The following is a 22262-nucleotide window of genomic DNA, read 5'->3' on the forward strand; positions in this document are numbered from 1 at the left end:
AGGGGCGAGGGTGGATCACGGATGACGGGCGTCCTGGGCCATGAGACGGCGCCGCACGACGAGCAGGGGGGCACCCCCGCTCCCGCCGCCGTCGCCGCCCTGATCGTCGAGCTGCAGAGCGTGGGCCTGCGCGTCGACGCCGATGTCGAGACACGCACCGGCGGAGCCGGACCGACCGACGCGGGCATGTTGTGGATCGAGGGCGTCCCGGTCACGGTCCCCGTCCGCACCGAGGAGGCCCGCCGCTCGCCCTACGTGCTGCGCCCCGAGGACGACGGCGGCCGGGCCATCTACCGCGACGGCCGCCGGCTTGCCGCCGTCGCGGGCTCGCGCCGTCCCCGCTACTACGACCGGACGACCGCGGACGGCATCCCGTACTGGAAGATCGCCCTGTTGCACCTGGACTCGATGGCGAGCACCGTCGTCCAGACCTGCAACTACTGGAACACCGCCGACCAGTGCCGGTTCTGCGGCATCGGCGTCTCCCTCGCCGCGGGCAGCACGATCGTCAAGAAGACCCCCGAGCAGCTCGCCGAGGTGTCGGTCGCGGCGAAGGAGCTCGACGGCGCCGTCGACGCCACCCTGACCACCGGCAGCTCCACCGCACCCGATCGCGGCGCCCGTTACGTCGCGCGGTGCGGGCGCGCGGTCAAGGACGCCTCCGAGCTGCCGGTGGAGATCCAGTTCGAGCCGCCGCGCGACCTGTCGATCCTCGACGAGGTGCACGACATCGGCGGCGCGGACGCGGTCGGCATCCACGTCGAGACCTTCGATCCGCAGGTCCTGGCCCACGTGGCCCCCGGCAAGGCGCGCACGGGCATCGAGACGTACTTCCGCACCTGGGAGCGCGCGGTCGAGCTGTGGGGCCCCGGCCGGGTGTCCACGTACGTCATCCTCGGCATGGGCGAGGACCCCGAGCTGACGGTGCAGGCGTGCCGGCGTGCCGTGGACATCGGCGTCTATCCGTTCGTCGTGCCGTTGCGCCCGGTCGCGGGAAGCCTCATGGAGGACTGGGCACCGCCGCCCGGGCCGTACAGCAACCGGATCTACTGGCAGGTCGCGGCCTACATGAGCCAGCGCGGCATGAGCGCCGCCGATGCGGTCGCCGGGTGCGCGCGGTGCCAGGCGTGTTCGGCCATCAACACCGTCCAGCCGCTGCTGCAGATCGGCCGGCGGCCGGATGCGACGGTGTGAGGAGCGACCGGTGACCCAGGTCCGGCTCGCGCCCGCCGTCAGGGCGGACTGCCGCCTCGTGGCGGACGCCGGGGAGGCCGAGGAACACCACCGCATCCGGCACGCCGTGTTCGTGGTCGAGCAGGAGGTCTTCGCGAGCAGCGACCTCGACGCCCACGACGCGCGACCCGACGTGCTGCACGCGGTCGCGTGGGTCGACGGCCGAGCGGCGGGCGTGGTGCGCCTCTTCCCCCTGGACCCGGCGACGGGCGATTGGCAGGGGGACCGCCTCGCGGTGCTCCCGGCGTTCCGCGCCGTGCGGGTGGGCGCGCCGCTCGTGCGCTTCGCGGTGGCCACGGCGGCCGCGCGGGGTGGGACGCGGATGGTCGCCCACGTCCAACAGGACAACCGTCGCTTCTTCGAGCGGCTGGGGTGGACCGCGCGAGCGTCGGAGATCTACGTCGGGCGTCCGCACGTCGTCATGGACATCGAGCTCGCTCCGCCCGGCTGACTCCGGCTCAGTGCAGGGTCGGGGCCGGGACGGCCAGCCGCCCCTTGGCCACGAAGACGGTGCGAAGCTCGGACGGCAGGCCCGCAGCGATGCGCTCGCGGGCCGCGACCCGGTCCCCCGGGGCGCCGCTCTGCGCGACGACGAGGTCCGAACGGGTGCGCGCGGCGGCGCCTGCGGCCTCCCGGTCACGCCCCAGGTGGCGCAGAGCGAGGGCCTCGTACTTCGCCGACCGGTAGGTCCGGGCCTGGTCGAGGAGGGCGTCGGCGCGGCCGGGGTCCCAGCGCGCCTGCATCTCGAGCAGCCGCATCGCCGCCCGCGGCCGGAAGGGCAGCGGCCGGTCCAGGAGCGGCGCGGCGGCCTCGACGAGGGCGCCGGCGTCGTCCTCGCGGCCCGCCAGGAGATCGCAGTCGGCGAGGGCGAGCAGGGCGTGGAGCCCCTGCTCGAGCTCGAGTGCCCCGCCGCCCTGGCGAGCCAGGTCGACGGCCAGTTCGGCGTGCTCGCGGGCCCGCCCGAGGTCGCCCAGTTCCTGCCACAGCCAGGACGTCGTGGTCTCGATCCCGGCGCGGTAGTAGCCCACGCCCGCGTCGTCGATCAGGCGGCGGGCACGGTCGAGCGAGCGCAGGGCCCCCGCGAGGTCGCCGACGTCCCCGCGGGCCAACCCGCAGAAGAACAGGCTCTGCAGCAGCGTGCGGAACTCGCCGGTGCGCGTGCACAGCGCCACCGCCCGCTCCAGCACCGCGCGGGCCTCGGCGAACCGGTCCATGTGCTGCAGGAGCGCGCCCCGGTAGGCCATGGCGACCGCGCTCGTCGCGTCGTCGGCGTCCACGGCGAGCACCTGCTGGTAGGCGTGGGTCGCGCCCGTGTAGTCGCCGTCCCAGTGCCGGACCCGGCCGAGGAGCAGCAAGGAGCTGCGCCGCGCGCCGGGTGCGGCGACGGCGGATTCGGCGAGATGGCCCGCCCGCTCGGCGAGGTCGACGGCGCCGAGCGCGTCCCGGGCCCAGAGTGCGGCCCACCCCAGCCCCTCCAGGGCGCGCGCCTCGAGCTCCTCGTCGCCGAGCTCCCGGGCGATCGTGAGCGCCCCGTCGTGGTCGTCACACGCGTCCTCGTGGCGCCCGAGGTCGCAGCGGACCCCGCCGCGCCGCAGCAGCGCCGCGGCCTCGAGTGCCCGGTCGCCCGCGCGGTGGGCCTCCTCGACCCCGGCGGTGAGGAGCTTCTCGGCCTCCGCGTGCGCGAAGACGAGGTGTGCCGCATCCGCCGCAGCCAGCCACGAACGGGCGGCCTCGGCGTGGTCCCCGGCGGCGGCGTGGTGCACGGCGGCGGCCTCGGGCCGGCCGGCGAGGAGGGCGGCGACCCGCCGGTGCCGGCTCACCCGGACCGGGAGGGGCGCCGACTCGTAGGCGATCCGCCGGACGATGTCGTTGGCGAAGCGGTAGCTCCCCCCGTCGGTGACGAGGAAACCGGCCCGAGCGGCGCGCCCGGCGCGGTGGGCGCACTCCTCCACACCCAGTTCGGTGAGTGCGGCGACGTCGTCCAGCCCGAACGACGTCCCCAGCACCGCGGCCTGGGCGAGCAGGAGCGTGACGTCCTCCGCCGTCGCCGCGAGCCGCCGCGACAGCGCCTCTTGCAGCGAGGTGGGGATGGCCGGCACCGTGCCGTTGCCGTCGGTGACGCTCTCGGGATGTCGGAGCAGCTCGCTGACCAGCAACGGCGACCCCCCGGTCCACGACGCGAACCGCTCGAGGTCCTGCTCCCGGCCCGCGCGGGCGAGCAGGGTACGCAGGGCGTCGCGGGAGAGGGCCCCCAGCTCGAGGTGGGTGGCCACGTCGCGCAGGGGCGCCGTGGCACCAGGGGTCTCCGAGGTCCGCTCGGTCGCGAGGATCAGCACCCGTCGCGTCGCCAGCCGCGTGGCCAGGAAGTGCAGGGCCTCGACCGTCCGCTCCCCGGCGTGCTCGAGGTCCTCGATCGCGAGCAGGAGCGGACGCGTCGCGGCGACCTCGCCGAAGAGCTCGGCCATCGCCTCGAGGGTCCGCCGCCGGCGGAGCTCGGAGGGCGACGCGACCGGGGCGCGGCGCGGGGCCACCTCCGGCACGAGGTCGGCCAGCGCGGCGCGGTCCCGCTCCGCCAGCAGCTCGCCGGCCCCGGGCGCCAGCCGCAGCACGACCCCACGTACCAGCTCGGCGAGCGGCTGCAGGTAGAGCGACCGCTCGGCCCCGGAGCACCGGACCACCTCGACCAGGCCGCCGCTACGCCGGGCCTCGATCCGCAGCGCGGTGCTCAGGGCGCTCTTGCCGATGCCCGCCTCGCCGGTGACGAGCACCAGGCCGCCGCGTCCGCGGACCGCGGCCGACCACGCCCGCGACAGCACGGCGAGTTCCACCTCGCGGCCGATGAGCGGACCCGGCTCGGCGGGGCCCGGGGCCACGGCCGCCTCGGAGCGGGCGCTCGCTCCCGGCTCCTGGCGCAGCGCGGAAAGGAAGACCTCGCGGGTGGCGGGGGAGGGGTCACTGCCGAGCTCGTCGGCCAGATGCCGTCGCAGCCGGTCGTAGGCGGCCAGGGCGGCGGCGTGCGCGCCGCGGCGCTGCTGCGCCTGCATGAGTGCCCGGCACGCGGGCTCGTCGAGGGGGTCCTCGGCCAGGGTCCGGGACGCCTCGTCGATCGCCGTGTCGAGGTCCCCGAGCTCGAGTGCGGCGGTGCGGCGGCAGGCCCGGGCTCGGGAGAGACCACCCGCCACCCCCTCGCGGACCTCGTCGACCCAGGTGGCCTCGGGCTGCCCGGCCAGCGGCACATCGGCGGCGAGCAGCCCCTCGGCGACCTCGGCACTCATCGCGGCGAGCGCGTGGGCGCCCTGCGCGAGCTCGCGCTCTGCGGTACCCACGAGGTCGAGCGCCTCGGTCACGTCGACCACGGTGTCCGCGTCGCGCACCAGCCGGTAGGCCCGCGGATCGCCCTCGATCCGCCGACGCCCGAGCGAGCGTCGCAGGCGGCTGACGAGGGCGGCGAGGTTGCGGGCGGGGTCGGCGGGGCGCTGGTGCTCCCACAGCAGCTCGGTGAGTGCGGCCGTCGGGAGGAATCGGCCGTGGTGTGCGGCGAGGATGCACAGGAGACGTTCGGCCTGGCCTCCGGGCACCGGCTCGTCGAGCGCACCCTCCACCGCGAAGCGGCCGACGAGCCGCAGACGGAGGAACGCCGTGGTCACCCCGGTGATCATACGACGACGTGGATGACCTGCGTCATGGTCGCGGAGCACGGCGACGGCCCACTTCGAGGCCGTGTGTGCCACCTCCGTGGTTCGACCTGTGCCCGTCACGGGTCTCCGGTGCCGACCGACGGGGCGGCGTCCCCCGCCAGCTCCTTCTCGCCGAAGAACACGGCGATGTGGTTACCGTTGTAGGGCGGGATCACGCGGTAGCCGGTGTCGGCGAAGAGTGCTCGGCTGTGCCGCTGGGCCGACCCGGCGTCGAGCCGCACACGGGCGTAGCCGAGGTCGCGCGCCGCGGCCTCGAGCGCCGCGAGCAGGGCGCGGCCGACGCCCCGCGACCGGGCGTGCGGGACGACGTACATGCGCTTGATCTCGCAGACGTCGTCGGCCAGCGGGCGCAGCCCGCCGATGGCGACGGCGTGGCCGTCGTCGTAGCCGACGAGGAAGCAGCCCCGTGGTGGGGCCATCTCCCCGGGGGTCGTGACCGACCCCGGCCGGGCGGCCCGCCCGGGGTACTGGGTGTCGAGGAGCGCGTTCAGCTCCGCGAGCAGCTCCCGGCCCGGTGAGGCGTCCGAGCGCCCGGGCCGGAACGCGAGGACCACGCCGGCCCTCAGGAGACCCCGAGCCGTTCGGCGGCCGTCCGCGTGCCGGCGACGCGGTTGGTGATCTTCTCGAACGCCACGTCCCGGGCGAAGTCCGGGGAGCCGTGGTTGGGCTTCTCGTCGATGGAGAACGGCGAGAAGCCGCAGTCGTCGGTGGAGCCCAGCTGCTGGCGGTCGATGAAGTCGGCAGCGCGGACGAGACGGTCGGCGACCTCCGCCGCGCTCTCCACCCGTGGATTCAGCGGGTTGATCACGCCGAGGTACGCCATCTGCACCACGCCGTCGGCGTCAGTGCGCAGGCTCTTGCCGATCGAGGCGTACACCGGGTCCTTCTCCCGCTCGCTGGCGAGCTGGATGAGGAAGTAACCGGCGTTGATCTTGAACATCTCCGGCAGCAGGTTGTTGTACGGGACGTCGGCGGAGTGCACCGAGTCGCGGTCGCCGCCGGGGCACGTGTGGATCCCGATCTTCGTGCGCTCCTCCGCGGAGAAGCGCGCCATCACCCCGTTGAGCAGCTCGATGAAGTGCGGGAGCAGGCCGGCGCCGGTCCACGGGTTGCGCGGGTCCTCCCGGGTGGCGAGACGACCCTCGGTGAAGTCCACCGACACGCGCGCCGCCCCGACGTCGAACGCCATCCGGATGTCCTTCTCGCACTCGTCGATCAGCTTCGCCTCGAAGTCCTCGCGGCTGTAGCCCTCCACCGGGTCCCGCAGCGGGTAGAGCAGCGCGAGCATCGACGGCGAGATGACGGCCTGCTTCATCGGCCTGGTCGTCCTACCGATCGACTTCCTCAGTGAGTCGGCCGCGTAGTTGACGTACTCGAACGGGCCCTTCACCAGCTTGGGCAGCTGGCGGCCGTGGCCGTCGGCGAAGATCGCGAAGAACTGCCCGCCCGGGGCGAGCGTCGGCGCGAGCCCGGTGCCGGCCAGGGTGTCGGTGATCGGGTAGGTCGCGAACGACGACCACCGCTGCTCGCCGTCGGAGATGATCGGGGCGCCGGTGGCCTCGTACCGGTCGATGGTGTCCTGCACCGCGGCGTCCTGCTCGGCCTCGAGGGCCGCCTTGTCGATCCTGCCCTCGTCGTAGGCCGCGTAGGCGTCCTGCAGCTTCTGCGGCCTCGGCATCGAGCCCACCGGCTCGGTCGGGATGCCGGTGGCGGTGCGGGGGTCGTAGTCGGCCATGGCGCGCTCCAGTCCGTCGTCGGTGGGGAGCGGAGCTCGACGCTATGGAGTGATCTGGATCACGTCAACCACGCTCCGTTGCCGTCGCGTGGCGCTGCGCCGTCCGGCCGAGGCGGTATCCACCGGACGCCGAGCCCGCCTCGGGACCTTCGCCCCTGCACAGCGGGGGTCGCGAAGCCTCACCGTGGGCGACACCCCGAACGCGCACGGTGCCGGAGGAGGAGTCCGTGGACGAGGACGTGTCGTCGGGCGACGGCGGCCCCGCCGCGTCGCCCCTGCGTGCCCGGCCCGACCTGCCCGTGTCCCGGCCGTTCCCACGGCCGTCCGAGCGCAGCCGCTACCAGCCCCTGCGCGGGCTGGAGGAGCTCCTCGACGACGTCCTGGGTGCGCCCGCGCCGCCGCGCTGACCGGGCGCACACGTCCCTCCTGGTCGGGACGGACGGCCCTGCCGGATGCGGACCCGCCTCGCGAGGCTCACGGCGGGCACGGCGGCGGCCGTGACCGGTGATCCCGGGAGGTCCCATGTCCGCGACGCACGAGACGCCGGGTCCGAGAGCCGACCGTCGCGTGGTGGTCGGCCTCGCCGACGACGACGCGTCGTGGGCGGCCCTGTGCTGGGCGCTGACCCGCGCGGCCCGCGGGGACGGCGCGGTCCACGCGGTCCGGGCGGTCCGCGGCGGCGATCGCGACGGGATCACGTCGGCGTGCTCGGGCGGGAGCGACCGTGCCGTGGCCGAGGTCGAGGCGACGGCCCTGCGACGGCTCGCCGGGCAGGTCGCAGGAGGCGTCGGGGGTCCCACCCCGCCGGTGTCCCTGTCGTGGTGCCGCGGACGGCCCGCGGACGTGCTGAGCGCGGTGGCCCGTGACGCGGACGCCGTCGTGGTGGGGCGTCCCGGGCGCCGTGACCGGACGGTGCGGGCACTGGTCGACCGTGCACCGTGCCCGGTCGCGATCGTGCCCCCGGGGTTCGGTGCCAGGCCGCGGCCCCGGCACGTGGTGGTGGGCGTCGACGCGACGAGCGACCCGACGGCCGCGGGCGTGGCACCGGCCCTCGAGGAGGCGCTGTGCCACGCCCGGATCGGGGACCGCGTCACGGTGGTGGCGGCCATCGATCCGGCACCCGCCGTGGCCCACTGGCCCCGCGGCCTCGAACCCTCGCCGACGGCCGACGAGCAGGCGCACGCGGCTCGGGAGGCGACGCGGGCGGTGGTGGGCCCCGCCGTCGAGCAGGCCCGCCACACGGGTGCTGCCGACCCCGGCGTGGCGGTCGCGGTCATCGGCCGCCCCGAGGCCGTGGACCGTGCCGTCCTCGGTGCTGCCCGCGACCTCGAGGCCGACGAGGTGGTCGTCCCGCGCACCGCTCACTGGTCGGCGGCCCGGCTGCTGCGCCTCGCCCGCGTGGCTCCCTGCGCGCTGACGGTCGTGCCGGACCGGCGCGCCGACCGTTCCGCGTCGATCCGGGAGACGATCAGTCCACCTCGGACAGCACCTGCTCGAGGGATCGCCGGGGTGTCGCGGGCAGCGGCTCGCTGAACGGCTCGGGCCACCCGAGGCGCAGCGCGACGACCGGGGGACGGTGGGCCCCGACGACGTTGCGGAGGCGCGCGCGGGTCTCGGGCACCTCGAGGACCTGGGTGATCGGCGTGGTGCCGAGGCCCTGGACGGTCGCCTCGAGCAGGACCGCGCTGAGCGCCTCCCCGGCCCGCAGCACGGACACCGGGTGCTCGTCGACCGCGGTGAGGATGGCCAGGGCCGATTCGTCCCGGTGGTCGGCGGTGCCGCGGGGCTGGCGCAGGGTGCCGCTCGGGAACCACCGCAGCACGAGGTCGCGGTAGGAGGGCGGTGGCCCCTCGAGGCGGGCGCCCGCGGGGATCCCGTCGCCCGCCCCCGCGTAGCGGTGGGTCCACCGCTGGAGCTCGGCGGCGTAGCCCACGTTCTCGCGCTGCCGCTCGGCCGCCTCCCGCATCGCCTCGGCCACCATGGCGCGGTCGCCGCCGAACGCCAGGTGCAGCACCCCGTCGAAGGGACGCGCCGCGTCGTCGAGCGCCTCGAGGACGTCGGTGGGTACGGACCGCGCGGAGAACCGGCGGCGGTCGGTGCGGCGGTGCTCGATGGCCGCCGCGTGCCGCCGCGTGCGGGGGTCGACCTCGCGCGTCGACGGGTGGATCCGGACACGCGCGAGGGGTCGTCCTCCGCGCTCGTCGGGCTGGTGGCGGACGTCGGCGTCCCAGCCACGGACGGCGAGCGCGACCCGCAGGTGGTGCAGGGCGCAGCCGCACCCCAGCAGCACCCCGTGCCCGCGCTCGTCGGTGAAGGGCAGGCGGCGGCCGGGATCGACGTGCAGGTCGAGGTGGTCGGGTCCCAGGACCCACCGCCACGGCTGGGCGTTGTGCTCCGAGGGCGCCCGCAACGCCCGGGCCACCGCCTCGCGCAGCGCCCGCCGCTCGGTCACCGTCTCCATCGCGGCTCCTCTCCGTGCTCCAGCACAGCCGTGCCCCGGCGGCGGGTCGAGGGCCGGAGGTCACCGACCGGGAGGGACCCCTGCCCGTGGCGGACCCGCTGTCCGCGGCCCACGCTCCTGCTCACGGGTGTGCGGCGCCGACCGGCACACCGGCCCGCCGAGGGCGCCGGGCCACTCCGGCGCCCAGGGCGTCCTGCCCCCGTGACCCCGGTCCTCGGCGACCTGGCCCTGTCGCTGGCCCTGTCGCTGGCCCTGTCGCTGGCCCTGTCGCTGGCCCTGTCGCTGGCCCTGTCGCTGGCCCTGTCGCTGGCCTGTCGCTGGTCCTGCTCGCGGGGCTGCGCCGCGTCGTGGACCGGCGGCGTCTGCGGGCGTGGGACGCGGCGTGGCGCCGCGCCACCGGCCCCGACCCGGAGACCCGGTCGTGAGTGCACTGCGGGTCCCGACCGTCGTCCCGGGCCATGCAGTCCGTTGGTCCCTGTCCGCGGCGGGGCGAACCGGCGAGCGTGGTGGCGACAGGAGGAGGTGGACCATGTCCGGTGTCCCCGTCGACGTTGCCGTCGAGGGATCGTCGTGAAGGGCGGACCGGTCGTCATCGGGGTCTCGATCGAGGGCCACGACGAGGGCGCGGTGCGCTGGGCCGCCGCCGAGGCACGCGCGCTGGGGGTGCACCTGCGCCTCGTGCACGGGGTCGTCGTGCCCCGCGGGGGCTTCCCGGGGCAGTCGATGATCGGCGTCGACCCGCGCCAGGGACTGCTCGCCCTCGGCCGCCGCGAGCTGCAGGCCATGCGTGAGGAGGCGCTCCGGACCGTCCCCGACCTCCCGGTCGAGGACGAGGTCGTCGAGAGCGAGCCCGTCGCGCTGCTGCGGGCGCACGCGCCCACGTCCTCACTGATCGTCGTCGGCAGCGACGGCTTCGGCTCCTTCGGCGAGCGCGTCCTGCGCGGGATCGCCCGCGGCCTCGCCGGCCACGTCGGCGTCCCCGTGGTCGTCGTGCCCCGGCATTGCGATGCGGAGGTCCGGGACCGTGCCGGCGGGCGGGCCCCGGTGGTGGTCGGCGACGACGGCACCGCCGGCGCCCGCGGGGCGGTGCGCTTCGCGGCCCGGCGCGCCGCCGACCGGCGTGCCCCCCTGGTCATCGTCCGGGCCGGCCCGGATGCGCGCCTGCTGCCCGAGGAGGCGCCCTCGCTCGGCACGGACCGCCCGCCCGCCGTGCACGTCGTCGTCGCCGAGGAGCGGGCCGACCGCGTCCTCGCCGACCAGGCCCGCGACGCCGAGCTCGTGGTGCTCGGGGTGGGGGAGCACGGCGTCCTGCACGCGCGTCACCGCACCCGGCCCGACCTCGTCCGGAAGGCGACGTGCCCCGTGGTGATCGCGCCGCCGGACCTGCCCGTCGAGGCCCCGACCGAGCGCGCCCGCGCCGGCGCGGCGGGGCAGGGCGCATGATGAGGGTCGGGGACCTGACGGCGCCGGCCACCACCGTCGGGCCGGACACCCCGGTCCGCGAGGCGGTCGCGCGGATGACCGCGGAGGGTCTGACCCTCCTGCCGGTGCTCTCCGGGGGCGCCCTGGTCGGCGTGCTCCACGAGGCCGACCTGCTGGGCGGACGGGTCCGGCACGCCCCCGGCGGGCACGGGAACCCGACGCGGCCGCAAACGGTCGGTGAGGTGATGGCCCGCCCGTACGGCACGGTCTCGCCCTGGACCGACCTCGCCGAGGCCGTCGTGCTCATGGCCGACCGGGGCCTGCACAGCCTGCCCGTGGTGCGCGAGGGCGTGTTCGCAGGGGTCGTCACCCGCCGGGAGGTCGCGTCCGTGCTGGGCCGCAGCGACCCGCACCTCCGCGCGGCCGTCGCCCTGCGCCTCGACGGCTACGCCGGACGGCACAAGTGGGAGGTGCACGCCCACCGGGGCGAGGTCGTCCTGTGCGACGAGGAGGACGACCCGCTCGAGCAGCACATCGCCACCGTCCTCGCCGCCGGGATCCCCGGCACCGTGCACGTGGCGACGTACCGCCGCGACGTCTGCCCCGAGCACACCGCGGCCGCCTGACCGCGCGGGGAGCGCCCACCGGCCATGCTGTGCGGGCCCGGCGTCGCCCGGGAGCGGGTCTCGACGACGAGCCGGGGTGGTCGCGGTGCGGGTGGGATGCGTCGCGGAGTTCGGCGACGCGTCGGTGATGCGGGTCGAGCGGCGGGCGGCCCCGGGCCGGCCGCGCGGGACGGACCTGCTCGTCGCGGTCGAGGCGAGCAGCATCAACGGCACCGACCTCGGGCTGCGGCGCGGTGACCTGCCGCCCGTCACGTGGGGGCGGAAGCCGTTCGTGCCGGGCTTCGACCTCGCCGGCCGGGTGCTCGCGGTCGGACCCGCCGTCACCGCGTTCTCGCCCGGCGACCGGGTCGCCGCACTGCTGCCGCACCGCGGCGGGGGCCTGGCCGAGCAGGTCCTCGTCGCGGAGGACCGGGCGGCCCGGGTCCCCGCCGGGGTGGCCGCGACCGACGCCGCGGCGCTGACCCTGGCGGGCCTGACCGCGCTGCAGGCCCTGCACCGCAGTGGCCGGCTCCGCGCCCGGCCCGGCCCGGACGGCAGCCCGCCCCGGGTGCTGGTCTCCGGGGCGGCGGGCGGCATCGGGTCGTTCGCGGTCCAGCTCGCCGCGCTCGCGGGCGCCGAGGTGACGGGCACGACGAGCGCGGGGAAGGTCGCGTGGGTACGGGACCTCGGGGCCCGTCAGGTGGTCGACCGCCGCGCGGGCGACCGGCACGCGCAGCTGGTCGACCGCGGCCCCTTCGAGGTCGTGCTCGACGCCGCGGGCCGCTCACGGCACCGCGAGCTCGCGCCGTACCTGGCGCGCGACGGGATCGTGGTGTCGGTCCGGCCGCTGCACCCCGACGTCCTGCGATCACTGCGTCCCGGGCGCGCCGACTTCGTCGCGGTGCGCACCGCGGCCCGGTCCGCCGACCTGGCGCACCTGCTCCACCTCGTCGCCACCGGCCGGCTGCGGGTGCCCGTCGAGCACGTCGTGGGGCTCGCCGACGTGGCCCGCGCCCATCACCTGGCCGAGACCGAGGGCCGCGGCAAGGTCGTCGTCGACCTCACCACCTGACCGGCCAGCAGCCCGGCCGCGGCGGCGGCCTCCAGACCGAGGTCCAGCAGGTCGGCGAGGGCCCGCACCAGGGCGTGGGGCGGTCGCACCGTGTCGGCGCCGCTCACGCGGAGCAGGACATGCGCTTGACGACGTGGAAGAAGTTGCCCGGCATCAGCTCGGGCTCGCCGGCCGTGATGTGCGGGGCACGGGTCAGCAGTTCGGTGAACAGGGCCCGGAGCTGGAAGCGGGCCAGCTGGTTGCCCAGGCAGTGGTGCACGCCCCCGCCGCCGAAGCTGATGTGCGGGTTCGGGTGGCGGGACAGATCGAGCTCGTGGGGTCGCTCGATGCGCGACGCGTCGCGGTTGGCCGACGAGTAGAACATCACCAGCTTGTCGCCGGCGGTGACCCGCTGACCGCGGAACTCCAGGTCACGCGCGGCGGTGCGGCGGAACGTCATGATGGGCGTCGCCCAGCGCACCAGCTCCTCGACGGCGCTGCCCATGCGCCCCTCGAGGTCCTCCATCAGCCACGCCCGCTGGTCGGGATGCGTGGTCAGCGCGCGCAGGCCGTGACTGGTGGACTGGCGGGTGGTGTCGTTGCCGGCGATGGTGAGCAGCACGAAGAAGGCGCCGATCTCCTCGTCGGTCAACCGCTCCCCGTCCACCTCGGCGCGGGCGAGCGCGGTGATCAGGTCGTCGGTCGGCTCCTCACGGCGCTGCGCGGCGAGCGAGGCGGCCAGGCCGTGGACGTACGTCAGCGCCTGGAACAGCCGGCCCAGGACCTGCTCCCGCCCCTCGCCGACGAGCTCGGGGTCGTTCCAGCCGGTGCCCACCTTGGCCTCATGGGCGGCCCGCTGACGGTCGCCGTCCGGCACGCCCATGATGTCGTTGATGTTGTGCATTGGCAGCAGCTCGGCGCACTCGGCCACGAAGTCGGTGGTGCCGCCGCCCTCGTCGAGCTTCGCGAGCAGGTTGTCCACCACCATCACCGCGTTCGCCCTGATGCGGTCCTCGATCCGGCGCATCTGCTTCGGGGTGAACGCCGCGGCCACCAGCCGGCGCAGCTTGGTGTGCCGCGGCGGGTCCATCCCGATGATCGACTGACCGGCCTCGACCAGCTCCGGGGGCAGGTTCTCCATGAGGATGCCGGGTCCGGACAGGAAGTCCTCGTGGCGCTTGGTGACCTCGACGAGGTCGTCGTAGGTCGTCACCGCCCAGAACCCGTGGTCGTCGGGGACCTCGAGCAGCTGATCGGAGAACGGGGGATGCCACGTGATCGTGCCCCGCTCCCGCAGGACGGCGAACGAGCGCTCCCGCTCGTCCGCCGTCGCCGACCAGAACGCCTTCGACGAGATGTCGACGTCGTCGTGGGGCCGGTCCGGCGTGCCGCTGGCGAAGCTCGTGAGGCTCTCGGTCATCGGTCCTCCCGGTGGTGGCGTCGCTGCCGCCCCCACTCTCGGAACGACCGGGCGCGCTGTCAACACATCAGGGAAAGTGTCAACCGTAATGACGAGAGGCGAGAACTGTCGTGATCTCTCGCTAGGGTGGGGTCGTGAGCAACCCGTACCGGGACGAGGCCCACCAGCGCATGCGCGAGGCCGCCCTCGACGCGGCGGCCGACGAGGTCCTCGCGCGCGGCTGGCGCGGGCTGCAGATGCAGACCGTGGCCACCCGCACGGGGGTGAGCCGCCAGACGCTCTACAAGACCTTCGGCGACAAGCACGGGCTCTCCCAGGCCCTCGTGCTGCGCCACGCCCACCAGCTGCTCGAGCAGGTGGCCGCGGCCATGGCCGACCGCACCACGCTGCGCGGCCGCTGGGCGGCCGCGGTGCAGACCACCCTCGCGGCCGCCGAGGGCGACCCCCTGGTCAAGGCCGTCCTGCTCAGCGACTCCAGCGACGAGTTCCTCCCGCTGATCACCACCCGGGGTGCGCCGGTGCTCGAGCTCGCCCGCCGGGGGCTCACCGCCCTCGTCACGGACCACCACCCCGACCTCGACCCCGACCGCGTCGAGACCGCGGCCGACGCCGCCGCCCGGATGACCCTGAGCCACCTCGTCCTGCCCCAGCAGCCCGTCGAGGAGACCGCCGCGGACATCGCCGAGATCGTCACGCGCTACCTCGAGCGGGGTGCCTGAGGGCCGGCCCGGATTCCGTCCGCGCAGGGTGCATCCACCGGCCGGGCCGGGGCCGTAGTGGGGGTGTCCGCTCATGGCCCCACCCGCCAGAGGAGATTCGATGCGCCGCATCGCCCGCGCCACCGCCGGTGCCCTGTTCGCGTCCGCGATCGTCCTGGGAACCGCCGGCACCGCCGCCGCCCAGGAGCAGGAGACCGGCACCGTGTACGTCGTGCACGGCATCCCCGACACCCCGGTCGACGTCTACGTCGACGGGGAACGCGCCCTCGACGACTTCCAGCCCGGCACCACCGAGGGCCCGCTCGACCTGCCCGCCGGCCCGAAGCAGGTCGCGATCTACCCGGCCGACGCCGCCGACGACTCCGGGGAGGCCCTGCTCTCCGGCGAGGCCGACGTCCCGGCCGGCGGCAACGTCACCCTCGCCGCCCACCTCACCGCCGAGGGCCAGCCGACACTGTCGCCGCTGGTCAACGAGGTCGGCGAGGTCCCCGCGGGTGAGGCCCGCGTCGTCGTCCGCCACCTCGCGGCGGCCCCGGCCGTCGACGTCCTCGCCGGCGGCGAGCCCGTCGTGCAGGGCCTGACCAACCCGAACCAGGAGGCCCTCGAGGTGCCCGCCGGCACCGTCTCGGCCTCCGTCGCCGCGGCCGGCACCACCGAGCCGGTGATCGGTCCGGCGGAGCTGTCGCTGACCGAGGGCACGACCACCTTCGTGCACGCCATCGGTTCCCTGGAGCAGGACAGCCTCGAGCTGGTGACCTTCACCGTCAACGGCGGTGACTCCGCGCCGCACGGCGTGCCCGCCGGCGCCCCGTCGGGCGCCCCGGCGGAGAGCTTCCCGGCCGGCTGGGCCGCGCTCTCCGTGGCCGGTGTCGCGCTCGTCGGGTTCTCGCTCGCCCGCCTTCGCACCCTGGGCCGGCGCTGAGCGGTCGTGCCCCTGCCCTGGCCGGGCTGGTCGTCGGCCTCGTGCTGGCGGCCGGCCCGGCCTGGGGCGGACTCGTCGACGTCCTCCACGACGTCCCGCCCGCCGCGCCGGCCACGGCTCCCGCCGTGGTCGGCGCGCCGGCCGTCGGGGACCCCGCGTCCCCGGCGGTCCCCGCGCGCGCGGCGTCGACCGGCGAGCCCGTCCGCGTCCGCGCGGCATCCGTGGGCCTCGACGCGCCCGTGGTCGGGGTGGGCGTCACCGACGACGGGCTGATGGAGGTGCCCGAACGCGTCGCCGAGGTCGGCTGGTACCGCTTCGGCCCGCGCCCCGGCGCCCCCGACGGCTCGGCCGTGCTGGCCGGCCACGTGGACGACCGCGTCCAGGGCGAAGGTGCCTTCGCCGACCTGTCCCGGATGCGTCCCGGCGACGAGGTGGCCGTGGACGGGTCCGCCGGCCCCGTCGTGCTCCGGGTCACCGAGGTCCGCACCTACACCAAGGACACGCTGCCGCTCGCGGACCTGTTCCGGGAGACCGGTCCGCCGCGCCTCGTGCTGGTGACCTGTGACGGACCCTTCGACACCGACGCGCGGAGCTACCGTGACAACCTCGTGGTGTACGCCGAGCCCGTCTGAGGGCGAGTTGGCCGGTGGGGGGTTTCGACCGTTTCGTCCGCGGACACCTCGATCGGGTGAGGAGTGTGCGGTGAGCGACGGGATAGCGCCGTCCGGGCGCTCCTCCGTCACGGCCCTCACCAGTCCCGTGTCCGACGACGACCGCATCGGCCACGCCCTCGCCCGCGGCGAGGCGACGGCCCTGCGGGAGGCCTACGACCGGCACGGCGGCTGGGTCCTCGCCAGCGCCCGCCGCAGCCTCGGCTCCCTCCACGACGCCGAGGACGTCACCCAGCAGGTCTTCGCCGACGCCTGGCGCGGGCGGGCGGGGTTCGATCCCGCCCGCGGCGTCCTCGGCGCGTGGCTGGCCGGTATCCTGCGCCGGCGGGTCGCCGACCGTCTGGGCGCCCGCGGACGGGAGGCGGGGCTCGGCATGCGCGTCGACGTCGCCGAGACCGAGGGCACCGAGGGATGTGCTCCTCGCGACCTCGCCGCCGCGGAGCCGCCCCTGGCGGACCAGGTGGTGGAGACCCTCCTCGTCGCCGACGAGCTCGCCCGGTTGCCCGCCGACCAGGCACGGGTCCTGCGCTTGGCGGTGCTCGACGAGCTCACCCATCAGCAGGTCGCGGCCGCGACCGGGCTCCCGCTCGGCACGGTCAAGAGCCACGTGCGCCGGGGGCTCGCCAGGCTGCGACGACGGTGGGAGGCCGACGGTGTCGCACCCGACGGCTGACCAGCTCACCGACGCCGCGCTGCCCGGAACGCCGACCGACCCCGACGTGGCCGCCCACCTCGGCGACTGCGCGAGCTGCGCCGCCGAGGTCGCCGCGCTGCGCCGGACGGTGGGTCACGCCCGGGACGGTGTGGGCCTCGACGTGGCGCCCCCGCCGCGACCCGAGGTCTGGGACGGCATCCTCGCCCGCCTCGGGGACGACGCGCCGGGCACACCCGCGCCACCCCCCGCCGCCCGGCCGGGGGCCGCCACCGGGACGCGGGTCCCGCGCCGATCCGGGCGCCGCCTGCTCGCCGCGGGCCTCGCCGGGCTCGTCGCCGTGGCGGCGGTCCTCGCTGCCGTCGTCCTCGCGGGCACCCCCGACAGCTCGCCCGCCACCACCCGCGTCACGCTCGTCGCGGCGCGCCCCGGCGTCGCGGGTGAGGTCGTCGGCGGCGGGCAGACGATGCACGTCGAGGTCACGCTCCCGGAACCCGTGCCCGCCGGGGCCGACCTCGAGGTGTGGGACATGGGAGGGGGGACACCGCGGTCCCTCGGCGCGCTGCAGCCGGTCGACGGCCGGGCGCACTGGGTCGGCGACCTCACGCTGCCCGGGGAGGGCCCGATGCCCCCGCTCGACGTCTCCCTGGAGCCGCCCGGGTCGGGTCCCGGTCACTCCGGGCTCAGCCTCGCCCACACGCCCTGACGCCCTGACGCCGCCCCGGGGTCAGACGGGGTGGAGACGGTCCCGGCCGTCGCCGCTCCCGGCGCCGGCGTCGTGGTCCTCGGAAGCCCCCACCGCGCGCCGCGGGATGACGAGGACCGGGACCGCGGACTCGTGCACGCACCGGGCGCTGACCGACCCCAGGACGGCGGACGCCGCGCGGCCGCGACCGCGGGAGCCCACCACCAGCAGGTCCGCGTCGCGGGCGGCGTGGAGCAGGATGCCGGCCGCGTCGGGCCCCTGGCGCAGGTGGAGGTCGACGGCCGGGCCGTCCTCGTCCACCAGGCGTCCGACCGCCTCGGTGAGCCGGCGATGCGCGACGCCCTCCATCTCGGCCATGTGCACGCCGGTCGCCTCGTCGTCGGCCGCCACCGCCGCGTCCCAGACGTCCCGCAGTTTCCACGCCCACACCACCCGCAGCCGGCTGCCGATCCGCCGGGCCAGCGAGGCGGCCCACCGCACGGCCTCCTCGGCCTCCGGGGACCCGTCGTAGCCGGCGACGATCAGGGCGACCCCGTCGGCGCGTGCAGGATGCGCGGTCGGTTCCTCGTCCACACCGTCGAGGATCGCGGTCGGGGCCGACCGGGACCAGGGTCGTCCGGCCCGGCCTCCCCGGCCCGAGGGCCCGTCGGGGCCGAGCGGGCAGCGGCGCTCGCGGTGCCCTGCGCGTTGACCTAGCGTGGACGGGGGCTCTCCCGGGTGGACAGGAGGAGCCCCCGGGACGGCGCCACGCCGGAGAGGACGCGATGCACGACCAGCGACGCGTGCTGTTCCTGCAGCACCAGGACGACTGCGGACCCGGATACCTCGGTGATCGCGCCCGGGAGCTCGGGTTCTCGGTGGAGGTCGCCGACCTCGTCCGCGAGGCGTGCCCCACCGGGGCGGGCCGGTTCGCCCTCGTCGTGTGTCTCGGCTCCGACGACTCCGTGCTCGACGAGTCCGTGCCCTCCCTCGCCCCCGAGCGCGCGTTGCTCGAGGACGCCGTGGCCCGGGGCGTGCCGGTCCTGGGGGTGTGCTTCGGCGCGCAGCTGCTCGCCACGGTGCTGGGCGGCCGGGTCCGTCCGCTCGACCGCCCCGAGATCGGCTGGCTCGACGTCGAGACCCGCGTCCCCGAGGTCCTCGCGCCCGGACCGTGGCTCGTCTGGCACCTCGACGCCTTCGAGTGCCCGCCCGGCGCCGAACTGCTCGCCTCGACCGACGTCGCGGTGCAGGCGTTCCGCCGGGGGCCGCACCTCGGGGTGCAGTTCCACCCCGAGGCCACCCCGGAGAGCGCGAGTGCGTGGGCGGCGAAGTACGGCGAGGCGCTGGCGTCGGCCGGGGTCGACGGCGCGGCCCTGCTCGCCGAGACCGACCGACGCCGCGACGAGGCCCGCGAGCGCGCCGCGGCGTTGCTCGACCGCGTCGTCAACGGCGTTTCTCCTGGGCAGACGAGGTCTATCCTCGCGTCGTGACGTCTGCGACCGACGATGCGGGGGACCCGGCGACCGGGGTGGACCCGGAGGGACCGCTCGCCGCGCTCGCGCCGGGCCCCGGCGAGCTCGAGCAGATGATCGCGGCGCGCACCCGGGAGTACCGGATCGCCAAGGGCCTGACGATGACCTCGCTCGCGCAGCGGGTGGGCATGTCGAAGGCGATGCTCTCCAAGATCGAGAACGCGCAGACGTCGTGCAGCCTCTCGGTCCTGTCCCGCCTGGCCGCCGCGCTCGAGATCCCGGTGACGGCCCTCTTCCGCGGCATCGACTCCGATCGGGAGGCCGTCTTCACCCCGGCCGGGCACGGCGCGGAGATCGTGCGGCGGGGGAGCAACGTCGGGCACCTGTACCGGATGCTCGGCCAGCTCCGCGGGCAGGGCAAGCGCCTCGAGCCCCTGCTCTGCACGCTGACGGAGGCCAGCGAGGTCTTCCCGCTCTTCCAGCACCCGGGCACCGAGTTCATCTACATGCTCGACGGCGTCATGCGGTACGTCCACGGCGAGGCGCGGTACGAGCTGCACGCGGGCGACTCGCTGATCTTCGACGGCGAGGGCCCGCACGGGCCCGAGGAGCTCGTCGAGCTGCCGATCACCTTCCTCACGGTGACCGGGTACGGCCACATGCCCGACGGCGTCTGATCCTCACCGGCGCTTCGCCGCCTCCTCCGCGGCGAGGACCGTGTTCTGCACCAGCCACACGTCGGTGACCGGTCCGACCCCGCCCGGCACGGGCGTCGCGGCCCACGCCGCCGCCACCGCACCCGGGTCGACGTCCCCGACCAGCCGCGTCCGGCCGGTTGCCGGTTCCGGCACGGGGTTGATGCCGACGTCGAGCACGACCGCGCCCGGCGCGACGTGCTCGGCGCGGATGAGCCCGGGTACCCCGGCGGCCACGACGAGGACGTCGCCGAGGGACGTGTAGCGCGCGAGACGGCCCGTGCGGCTGGTGTTCTCGTCACACGAGACCACGGTCGCGCCGCGGGCGGAGGCGAGGGAGATCAGGGGCTTGCCGACGTTGTTGCTGCGCCCCACCACGCAGACCGTGGAGCCCCGGTACCAGGCGTCGCGGTCCGTCCCGGCCTCGTCGAGCCACGAGTCCAGCAGGTGGAAGACCGAGGCGGGGGTGGACGGGACGAACCGCGGCGTGCCGAGGGCGAGCAGCCCGGCGTTCTCGGGGTGGACGGCCTCGATGTCCTTGGCCGGGTCCAGAGCGGTGAACAGCTCGCCCTCGTCCAGGTGGGCCGGCAGGGGCCGCAGGACGAGGATCCCGCTCACCAAGGGATCGTCGCCGAGCCGGGCGAGGAGCTCCAGGACCTCCCCCCGCGACGCGTGGGCGGGCAGGTGGTGGTGCCGGTGCTCGATGCCGACGGCCGCCGCCGCCCGCTCCAGGCGCCGGGCGTAGGCGCCGGCCGCGTAGTCCGTGCCCACCAGCACCGTGGCCAGCCCGCAGCGCACGCCCAGCTCCGCGAGCCGCACCACGTCGCACGCCACCCGCCGCTGCAGGGCGCGCGCCCGCGCCCGCCCGTCGATCAGCGCCGGCCCGCCGCGGGACATCGCCCTCGTCAGCTCCCTCGGTCAGTGCCCGTCCGGTGGCTCCCAGCCCTCGAGCTGGGGGGGCGTCCAGTTCTCGCCGACGGTGGGGGAGTTCCGCAGCCACGAGCCGAGCTCGGGCTGGGGGAACTTGGCGTGCCGGTACTTCAGCCATACCCCGTACGAGTTGCCCTCCTGCAGGTGCTTGATCAGGACCTTGCGGGCGTACTCGTCCTCCCGCCCGGGGGGGATCTCAAAATGGATCTTGAGGAACGCGTTGGTGTACCGGTCGAAGACCGCCGGGATGCCGTCCTCGCTCATGAGGTGGATGTCCTCGAGCCAGTTCAGGTCCTCTCCGGGCGTCGCGGCCATGAGGTCCACGTCGTCCACCAGCGTGCGGTCGAACTGGTAGGGGAACGTGCGCCCGGTCAGTTCCTCGGTGTCGATGCCGGCGCGGGTCGTCAGGTGCCGGGCCGACAGGTCGAACAGGTCAGACATCGCGCGAGCCACCTCCGTCGTTGGCGACGTGCTTCTCGAGCAGGGTCTTGATCTCGTGGAGCGTGCGCTCCTCGGTGACGCCGGGGACGTAGTTCGTCCCGGCGAGGGGCACGCGCGCCATCGCCGCGGCCTCGGTGGTGAGCGCGCACAGGTCCTCGGGCTCGAGGCTGTGGACGTCGGTCTTGCCGCACGCCCGGGCGAGCATCTGCACCTCGAGCGTCAGGGTGTGCAGGAAGTTGTAGACGCGCTCGGCGCCCTGTTCGACGTCGAGGCGCTTGCGCAGCTCGGGGTCCTGGGTGGTGATGCCGACCGGGCAGCGACCGGTGTGGCAGTGGTAGCAGGAGCCGGCCTTCACCCCCAGCGTCCCCTCGTAGTCGGTGATCCCCGGGAGCTCCTTGTTGCAGTTGAGGGCCATCAACGAGGAGTGACCGATGGCGACCGCCTTCGCGCCGAGCGCGATGCACTTGGCGATGTCCCCGCCGTTGCGGATGCCGCCGGCCACCACGAGGTCGATCTCGTCGGCCAGCCCGACGTCCTCGAGGGCGCGGCGCGCCTCGGGGATCGCGGCCATCAGCGGGATGCCGGTCTCCTCGGTGGCGAGATGCGGCCCCGCGCCCGTGCCGCCCTCGGCGCCGTCGAGGTAGATGATGTCCGGCCCGCACTTCGCGGCCATGCGCACGTCGTCGTACACCCGGGCCGCGCCGAGCTTGAGCTGGATGGGGACCTGGTAGTCGGTCGCCTCGCGGACCTCCTGGATCTTCAGGGAGAGGTCGTCGGGCCCGAGCCAGTCGGGGTGCCGTGCCGGGCTGCGCTGGTCGATGCCGGCCGGCAGCGAGCGCATCTCCGCGACCTGCTCGGTGACCTTCTGGCCCATGAGGTGGCCGCCCAGCCCGACCTTGCAGCCCTGGCCGATGAAGAACTCGATGGCGTCGGCGAGCATCAGGTGGTGCGGGTTGAACCCGTACCGGCTCTGGATCACCTGGTAGTACCACTTGGTGGACAGATCGCGCTCCGGCGGGATCATCCCGCCCTCGCCGGAGCACGTCGCGGTACCCGCCATGGAGGCGCCCTTGGCGAGCGCCATCTTCGCCTCCAGCGACAGCGCGCCGAAGCTCATCCCGGTGATGTAGACGGGGATGTCGAGCTCCAGCGGCTTCTGCGCGAAGCGCGCGCCCAGCACGGTCTTCGTGTCGCACTTCTCGCGGTATCCCTCGATCACGAAACGGGTGAGGGTGCCCGGCATGAACATGAGCTGGTCCCAGTGCGGGATCGGCTTGAACATCGAGAAGCCGCGCATCCGGTACCGGCCGAGCTCGGCCTTCGTGTGGATGTCGTTGATGACCTGGGGGTTGAAGATGCTGCTCTGGCCCAGGACATGGGGGTTCGGGCTGGCGTTCGGCGACGTCATCGAGGTACTCCTGAATACCCGTCCGGGCCGGACGGTTGCGTG

At 75.3% G+C, this 22262-nt stretch carries 23 protein-coding genes; 14 read left to right on the forward strand and 9 right to left on the reverse strand.

Annotated features, from left to right (window positions below; genetic code table 11):
• The first annotated feature begins 21 nt into the window (after positions 1-21).
• Both C8D89_RS20365 and C8D89_RS20370 read left to right on the forward strand, forming a co-directional pair.
• Entirely contained in the window at positions 22-1194 is a 1173-nt protein-coding gene (locus C8D89_RS20365) for an MSMEG_0568 family radical SAM protein (RefSeq protein WP_116709948.1), read from the forward strand.
• 10 nt (positions 1195-1204) lie between these two features.
• Positions 1205-1684 (forward strand): MSMEG_0567/Sll0786 family nitrogen starvation N-acetyltransferase, encoded by a 480-nt coding sequence (locus C8D89_RS20370; RefSeq protein ID WP_243418268.1) that lies wholly within the window; start codon positions 1205-1207, stop codon positions 1682-1684.
• Positions 1685-1691: 7 nt separating this feature from the next.
• On the opposite strand, the gene C8D89_RS20375 is transcribed toward C8D89_RS20370, so the two are convergent.
• From C8D89_RS20375 to C8D89_RS20385, 3 genes are all read right to left on the reverse strand, one after another.
• On the reverse strand, positions 1692-4880 hold the full coding sequence (locus C8D89_RS20375; RefSeq protein ID WP_116710017.1) for an ATP-binding protein: 3189 nt from the start codon (positions 4878-4880) through the stop codon (positions 1692-1694).
• Between the two features lie 107 nt (positions 4881-4987).
• Positions 4988-5485, reverse strand: a complete 498-nt coding sequence (locus C8D89_RS20380) for a GNAT family N-acetyltransferase (protein WP_116709950.1) — start codon at positions 5483-5485, stop codon at positions 4988-4990.
• Positions 5486-5493: 8 nt separating this feature from the next.
• Entirely contained in the window at positions 5494-6666 is a 1173-nt protein-coding gene (locus C8D89_RS20385; RefSeq protein WP_116709951.1) for a uroporphyrinogen decarboxylase/cobalamine-independent methonine synthase family protein, read from the reverse strand.
• A 227-nt stretch (positions 6667-6893) separates the two neighbouring features.
• On the opposite strand from C8D89_RS20385, the gene C8D89_RS20390 reads away from it, so the two are divergent.
• Positions 6894-7073 carry a hypothetical protein gene (locus tag C8D89_RS20390; protein WP_116709952.1) on the forward strand — a complete coding sequence of 60 codons (180 nt, stop codon included), beginning with the start codon at positions 6894-6896 and terminating at the stop codon, positions 7071-7073.
• 115 nt (positions 7074-7188) lie between these two features.
• On the forward strand, positions 7189-8199 hold the full coding sequence (locus C8D89_RS20395; protein WP_116709953.1) for a universal stress protein: 1011 nt from the start codon (positions 7189-7191) through the stop codon (positions 8197-8199).
• Here C8D89_RS20395 and C8D89_RS20400 read toward each other — a convergent pair.
• Positions 8135-9127 carry an Acg family FMN-binding oxidoreductase gene (locus C8D89_RS20400; protein ID WP_116709954.1) on the reverse strand — a complete coding sequence of 331 codons (993 nt, stop codon included), beginning with the start codon at positions 9125-9127 and terminating at the stop codon, positions 8135-8137. The genes C8D89_RS20395 and C8D89_RS20400 overlap by 65 nt on opposite strands.
• Before the next feature lie 570 nt (positions 9128-9697).
• Here C8D89_RS20400 and C8D89_RS20405 point away from each other — a divergent pair.
• The 3 genes from C8D89_RS20405 (at position 9698) to C8D89_RS20415 (ending at position 12226) form a co-directional block, all read left to right on the forward strand.
• Positions 9698-10570 carry a universal stress protein gene (locus tag C8D89_RS20405; protein ID WP_165825830.1) on the forward strand — a complete coding sequence of 291 codons (873 nt, stop codon included), beginning with the start codon at positions 9698-9700 and terminating at the stop codon, positions 10568-10570.
• Entirely contained in the window at positions 10567-11175 is a 609-nt protein-coding gene (locus C8D89_RS20410; RefSeq protein WP_116709956.1) for a CBS domain-containing protein, read from the forward strand. Before C8D89_RS20405 ends, C8D89_RS20410 begins: the two co-directional genes overlap by 4 nt.
• Positions 11176-11251: 76 nt before the next feature.
• Positions 11252-12226 (forward strand): NADP-dependent oxidoreductase, encoded by a 975-nt coding sequence (locus C8D89_RS20415; RefSeq protein ID WP_116709957.1) that lies wholly within the window; start codon positions 11252-11254, stop codon positions 12224-12226.
• 103 nt (positions 12227-12329) lie between these two features.
• Here C8D89_RS20415 and C8D89_RS20420 read toward each other — a convergent pair whose 3' ends face one another.
• Positions 12330-13625: a cytochrome P450 gene (locus C8D89_RS20420; RefSeq protein ID WP_116709958.1), complete on the reverse strand. Its 1296-nt coding sequence runs from the start codon at positions 13623-13625 to the stop codon at positions 12330-12332.
• Positions 13626-13759: 134 nt separating this feature from the next.
• Here C8D89_RS20420 and C8D89_RS20425 point away from each other — a divergent pair, with 134 nt between their 5' ends.
• The 5 genes from C8D89_RS20425 to C8D89_RS20445 all read left to right on the forward strand — a co-directional run bounded on the left by C8D89_RS20425 (position 13760) and on the right by C8D89_RS20445 (position 17295).
• The gene (locus C8D89_RS20425) at positions 13760-14344 is read left to right on the forward strand and encodes a TetR family transcriptional regulator (RefSeq protein WP_116709959.1); all 585 of its coding nucleotides are present in this window, start codon (positions 13760-13762) and stop codon (positions 14342-14344) included.
• Positions 14345-14444: 100 nt separating this feature from the next.
• Positions 14445-15266, forward strand: a complete 822-nt coding sequence (locus C8D89_RS20430; protein WP_116709960.1) for a DUF4397 domain-containing protein — start codon at positions 14445-14447, stop codon at positions 15264-15266.
• Positions 15267-15307: 41 nt separating this feature from the next.
• Complete coding sequence (locus C8D89_RS20435; protein WP_207787335.1) at positions 15308-15898, forward strand: class F sortase; 591 nt, start codon at positions 15308-15310, stop codon at positions 15896-15898.
• A gap of 70 nt (positions 15899-15968) precedes the next feature.
• Positions 15969-16610, forward strand: a complete 642-nt coding sequence (locus tag C8D89_RS20440; protein WP_207787336.1) for a sigma-70 family RNA polymerase sigma factor — start codon at positions 15969-15971, stop codon at positions 16608-16610.
• Positions 16591-17295 (forward strand): anti-sigma factor, encoded by a 705-nt coding sequence (locus tag C8D89_RS20445; RefSeq protein ID WP_165825831.1) that lies wholly within the window; start codon positions 16591-16593, stop codon positions 17293-17295. The genes C8D89_RS20440 and C8D89_RS20445 overlap by 20 nt, the downstream gene beginning before the upstream one ends.
• A 21-nt stretch (positions 17296-17316) precedes the next feature.
• Here the strand turns inward: C8D89_RS20445 and C8D89_RS20450 are convergent, their stop codons facing one another.
• Complete coding sequence (locus C8D89_RS20450) at positions 17317-17868, reverse strand: universal stress protein (RefSeq protein ID WP_165825832.1); 552 nt, start codon at positions 17866-17868, stop codon at positions 17317-17319.
• Between the two features lie 191 nt (positions 17869-18059).
• Here C8D89_RS20450 and C8D89_RS20455 point away from each other — a divergent pair, with 191 nt between their 5' ends.
• Positions 18060-18764 carry a type 1 glutamine amidotransferase gene (locus tag C8D89_RS20455; RefSeq protein WP_116709964.1) on the forward strand — a complete coding sequence of 235 codons (705 nt, stop codon included), beginning with the start codon at positions 18060-18062 and terminating at the stop codon, positions 18762-18764.
• Positions 18761-19423: a helix-turn-helix domain-containing protein gene (locus C8D89_RS20460; RefSeq protein WP_243418269.1), complete on the forward strand. Its 663-nt coding sequence runs from the start codon at positions 18761-18763 to the stop codon at positions 19421-19423. The genes C8D89_RS20455 and C8D89_RS20460 overlap by 4 nt, the downstream gene beginning before the upstream one ends.
• Before the next feature lie 3 nt (positions 19424-19426).
• On the opposite strand, the gene C8D89_RS20465 is transcribed toward C8D89_RS20460, so the two are convergent.
• Genes C8D89_RS20465 through C8D89_RS20475 form a run of 3 tightly spaced genes read right to left on the reverse strand, consistent with a single transcriptional unit; the run spans position 19427 to position 22220 of the window.
• Positions 19427-20338: a bifunctional 5,10-methylenetetrahydrofolate dehydrogenase/5,10-methenyltetrahydrofolate cyclohydrolase gene (locus C8D89_RS20465; RefSeq protein WP_116709965.1), complete on the reverse strand. Its 912-nt coding sequence runs from the start codon at positions 20336-20338 to the stop codon at positions 19427-19429.
• Between the two features lie 21 nt (positions 20339-20359).
• On the reverse strand, positions 20360-20812 hold the full coding sequence (locus C8D89_RS20470; RefSeq protein ID WP_116709966.1) for a hypothetical protein: 453 nt from the start codon (positions 20810-20812) through the stop codon (positions 20360-20362).
• On the reverse strand, positions 20805-22220 hold the full coding sequence (locus tag C8D89_RS20475) for an FMN-binding glutamate synthase family protein (RefSeq protein ID WP_116709967.1): 1416 nt from the start codon (positions 22218-22220) through the stop codon (positions 20805-20807). The genes C8D89_RS20470 and C8D89_RS20475 overlap by 8 nt, the downstream gene beginning before the upstream one ends.
• Between the last annotated feature and the right edge of the window lie 42 nt (positions 22221-22262).

The sequence above is a fragment of the Actinomycetospora cinnamomea genome, from assembly GCF_003096675.1.
Classification (GTDB): domain Bacteria; phylum Actinomycetota; class Actinomycetes; order Mycobacteriales; family Pseudonocardiaceae; genus Actinomycetospora; species Actinomycetospora cinnamomea.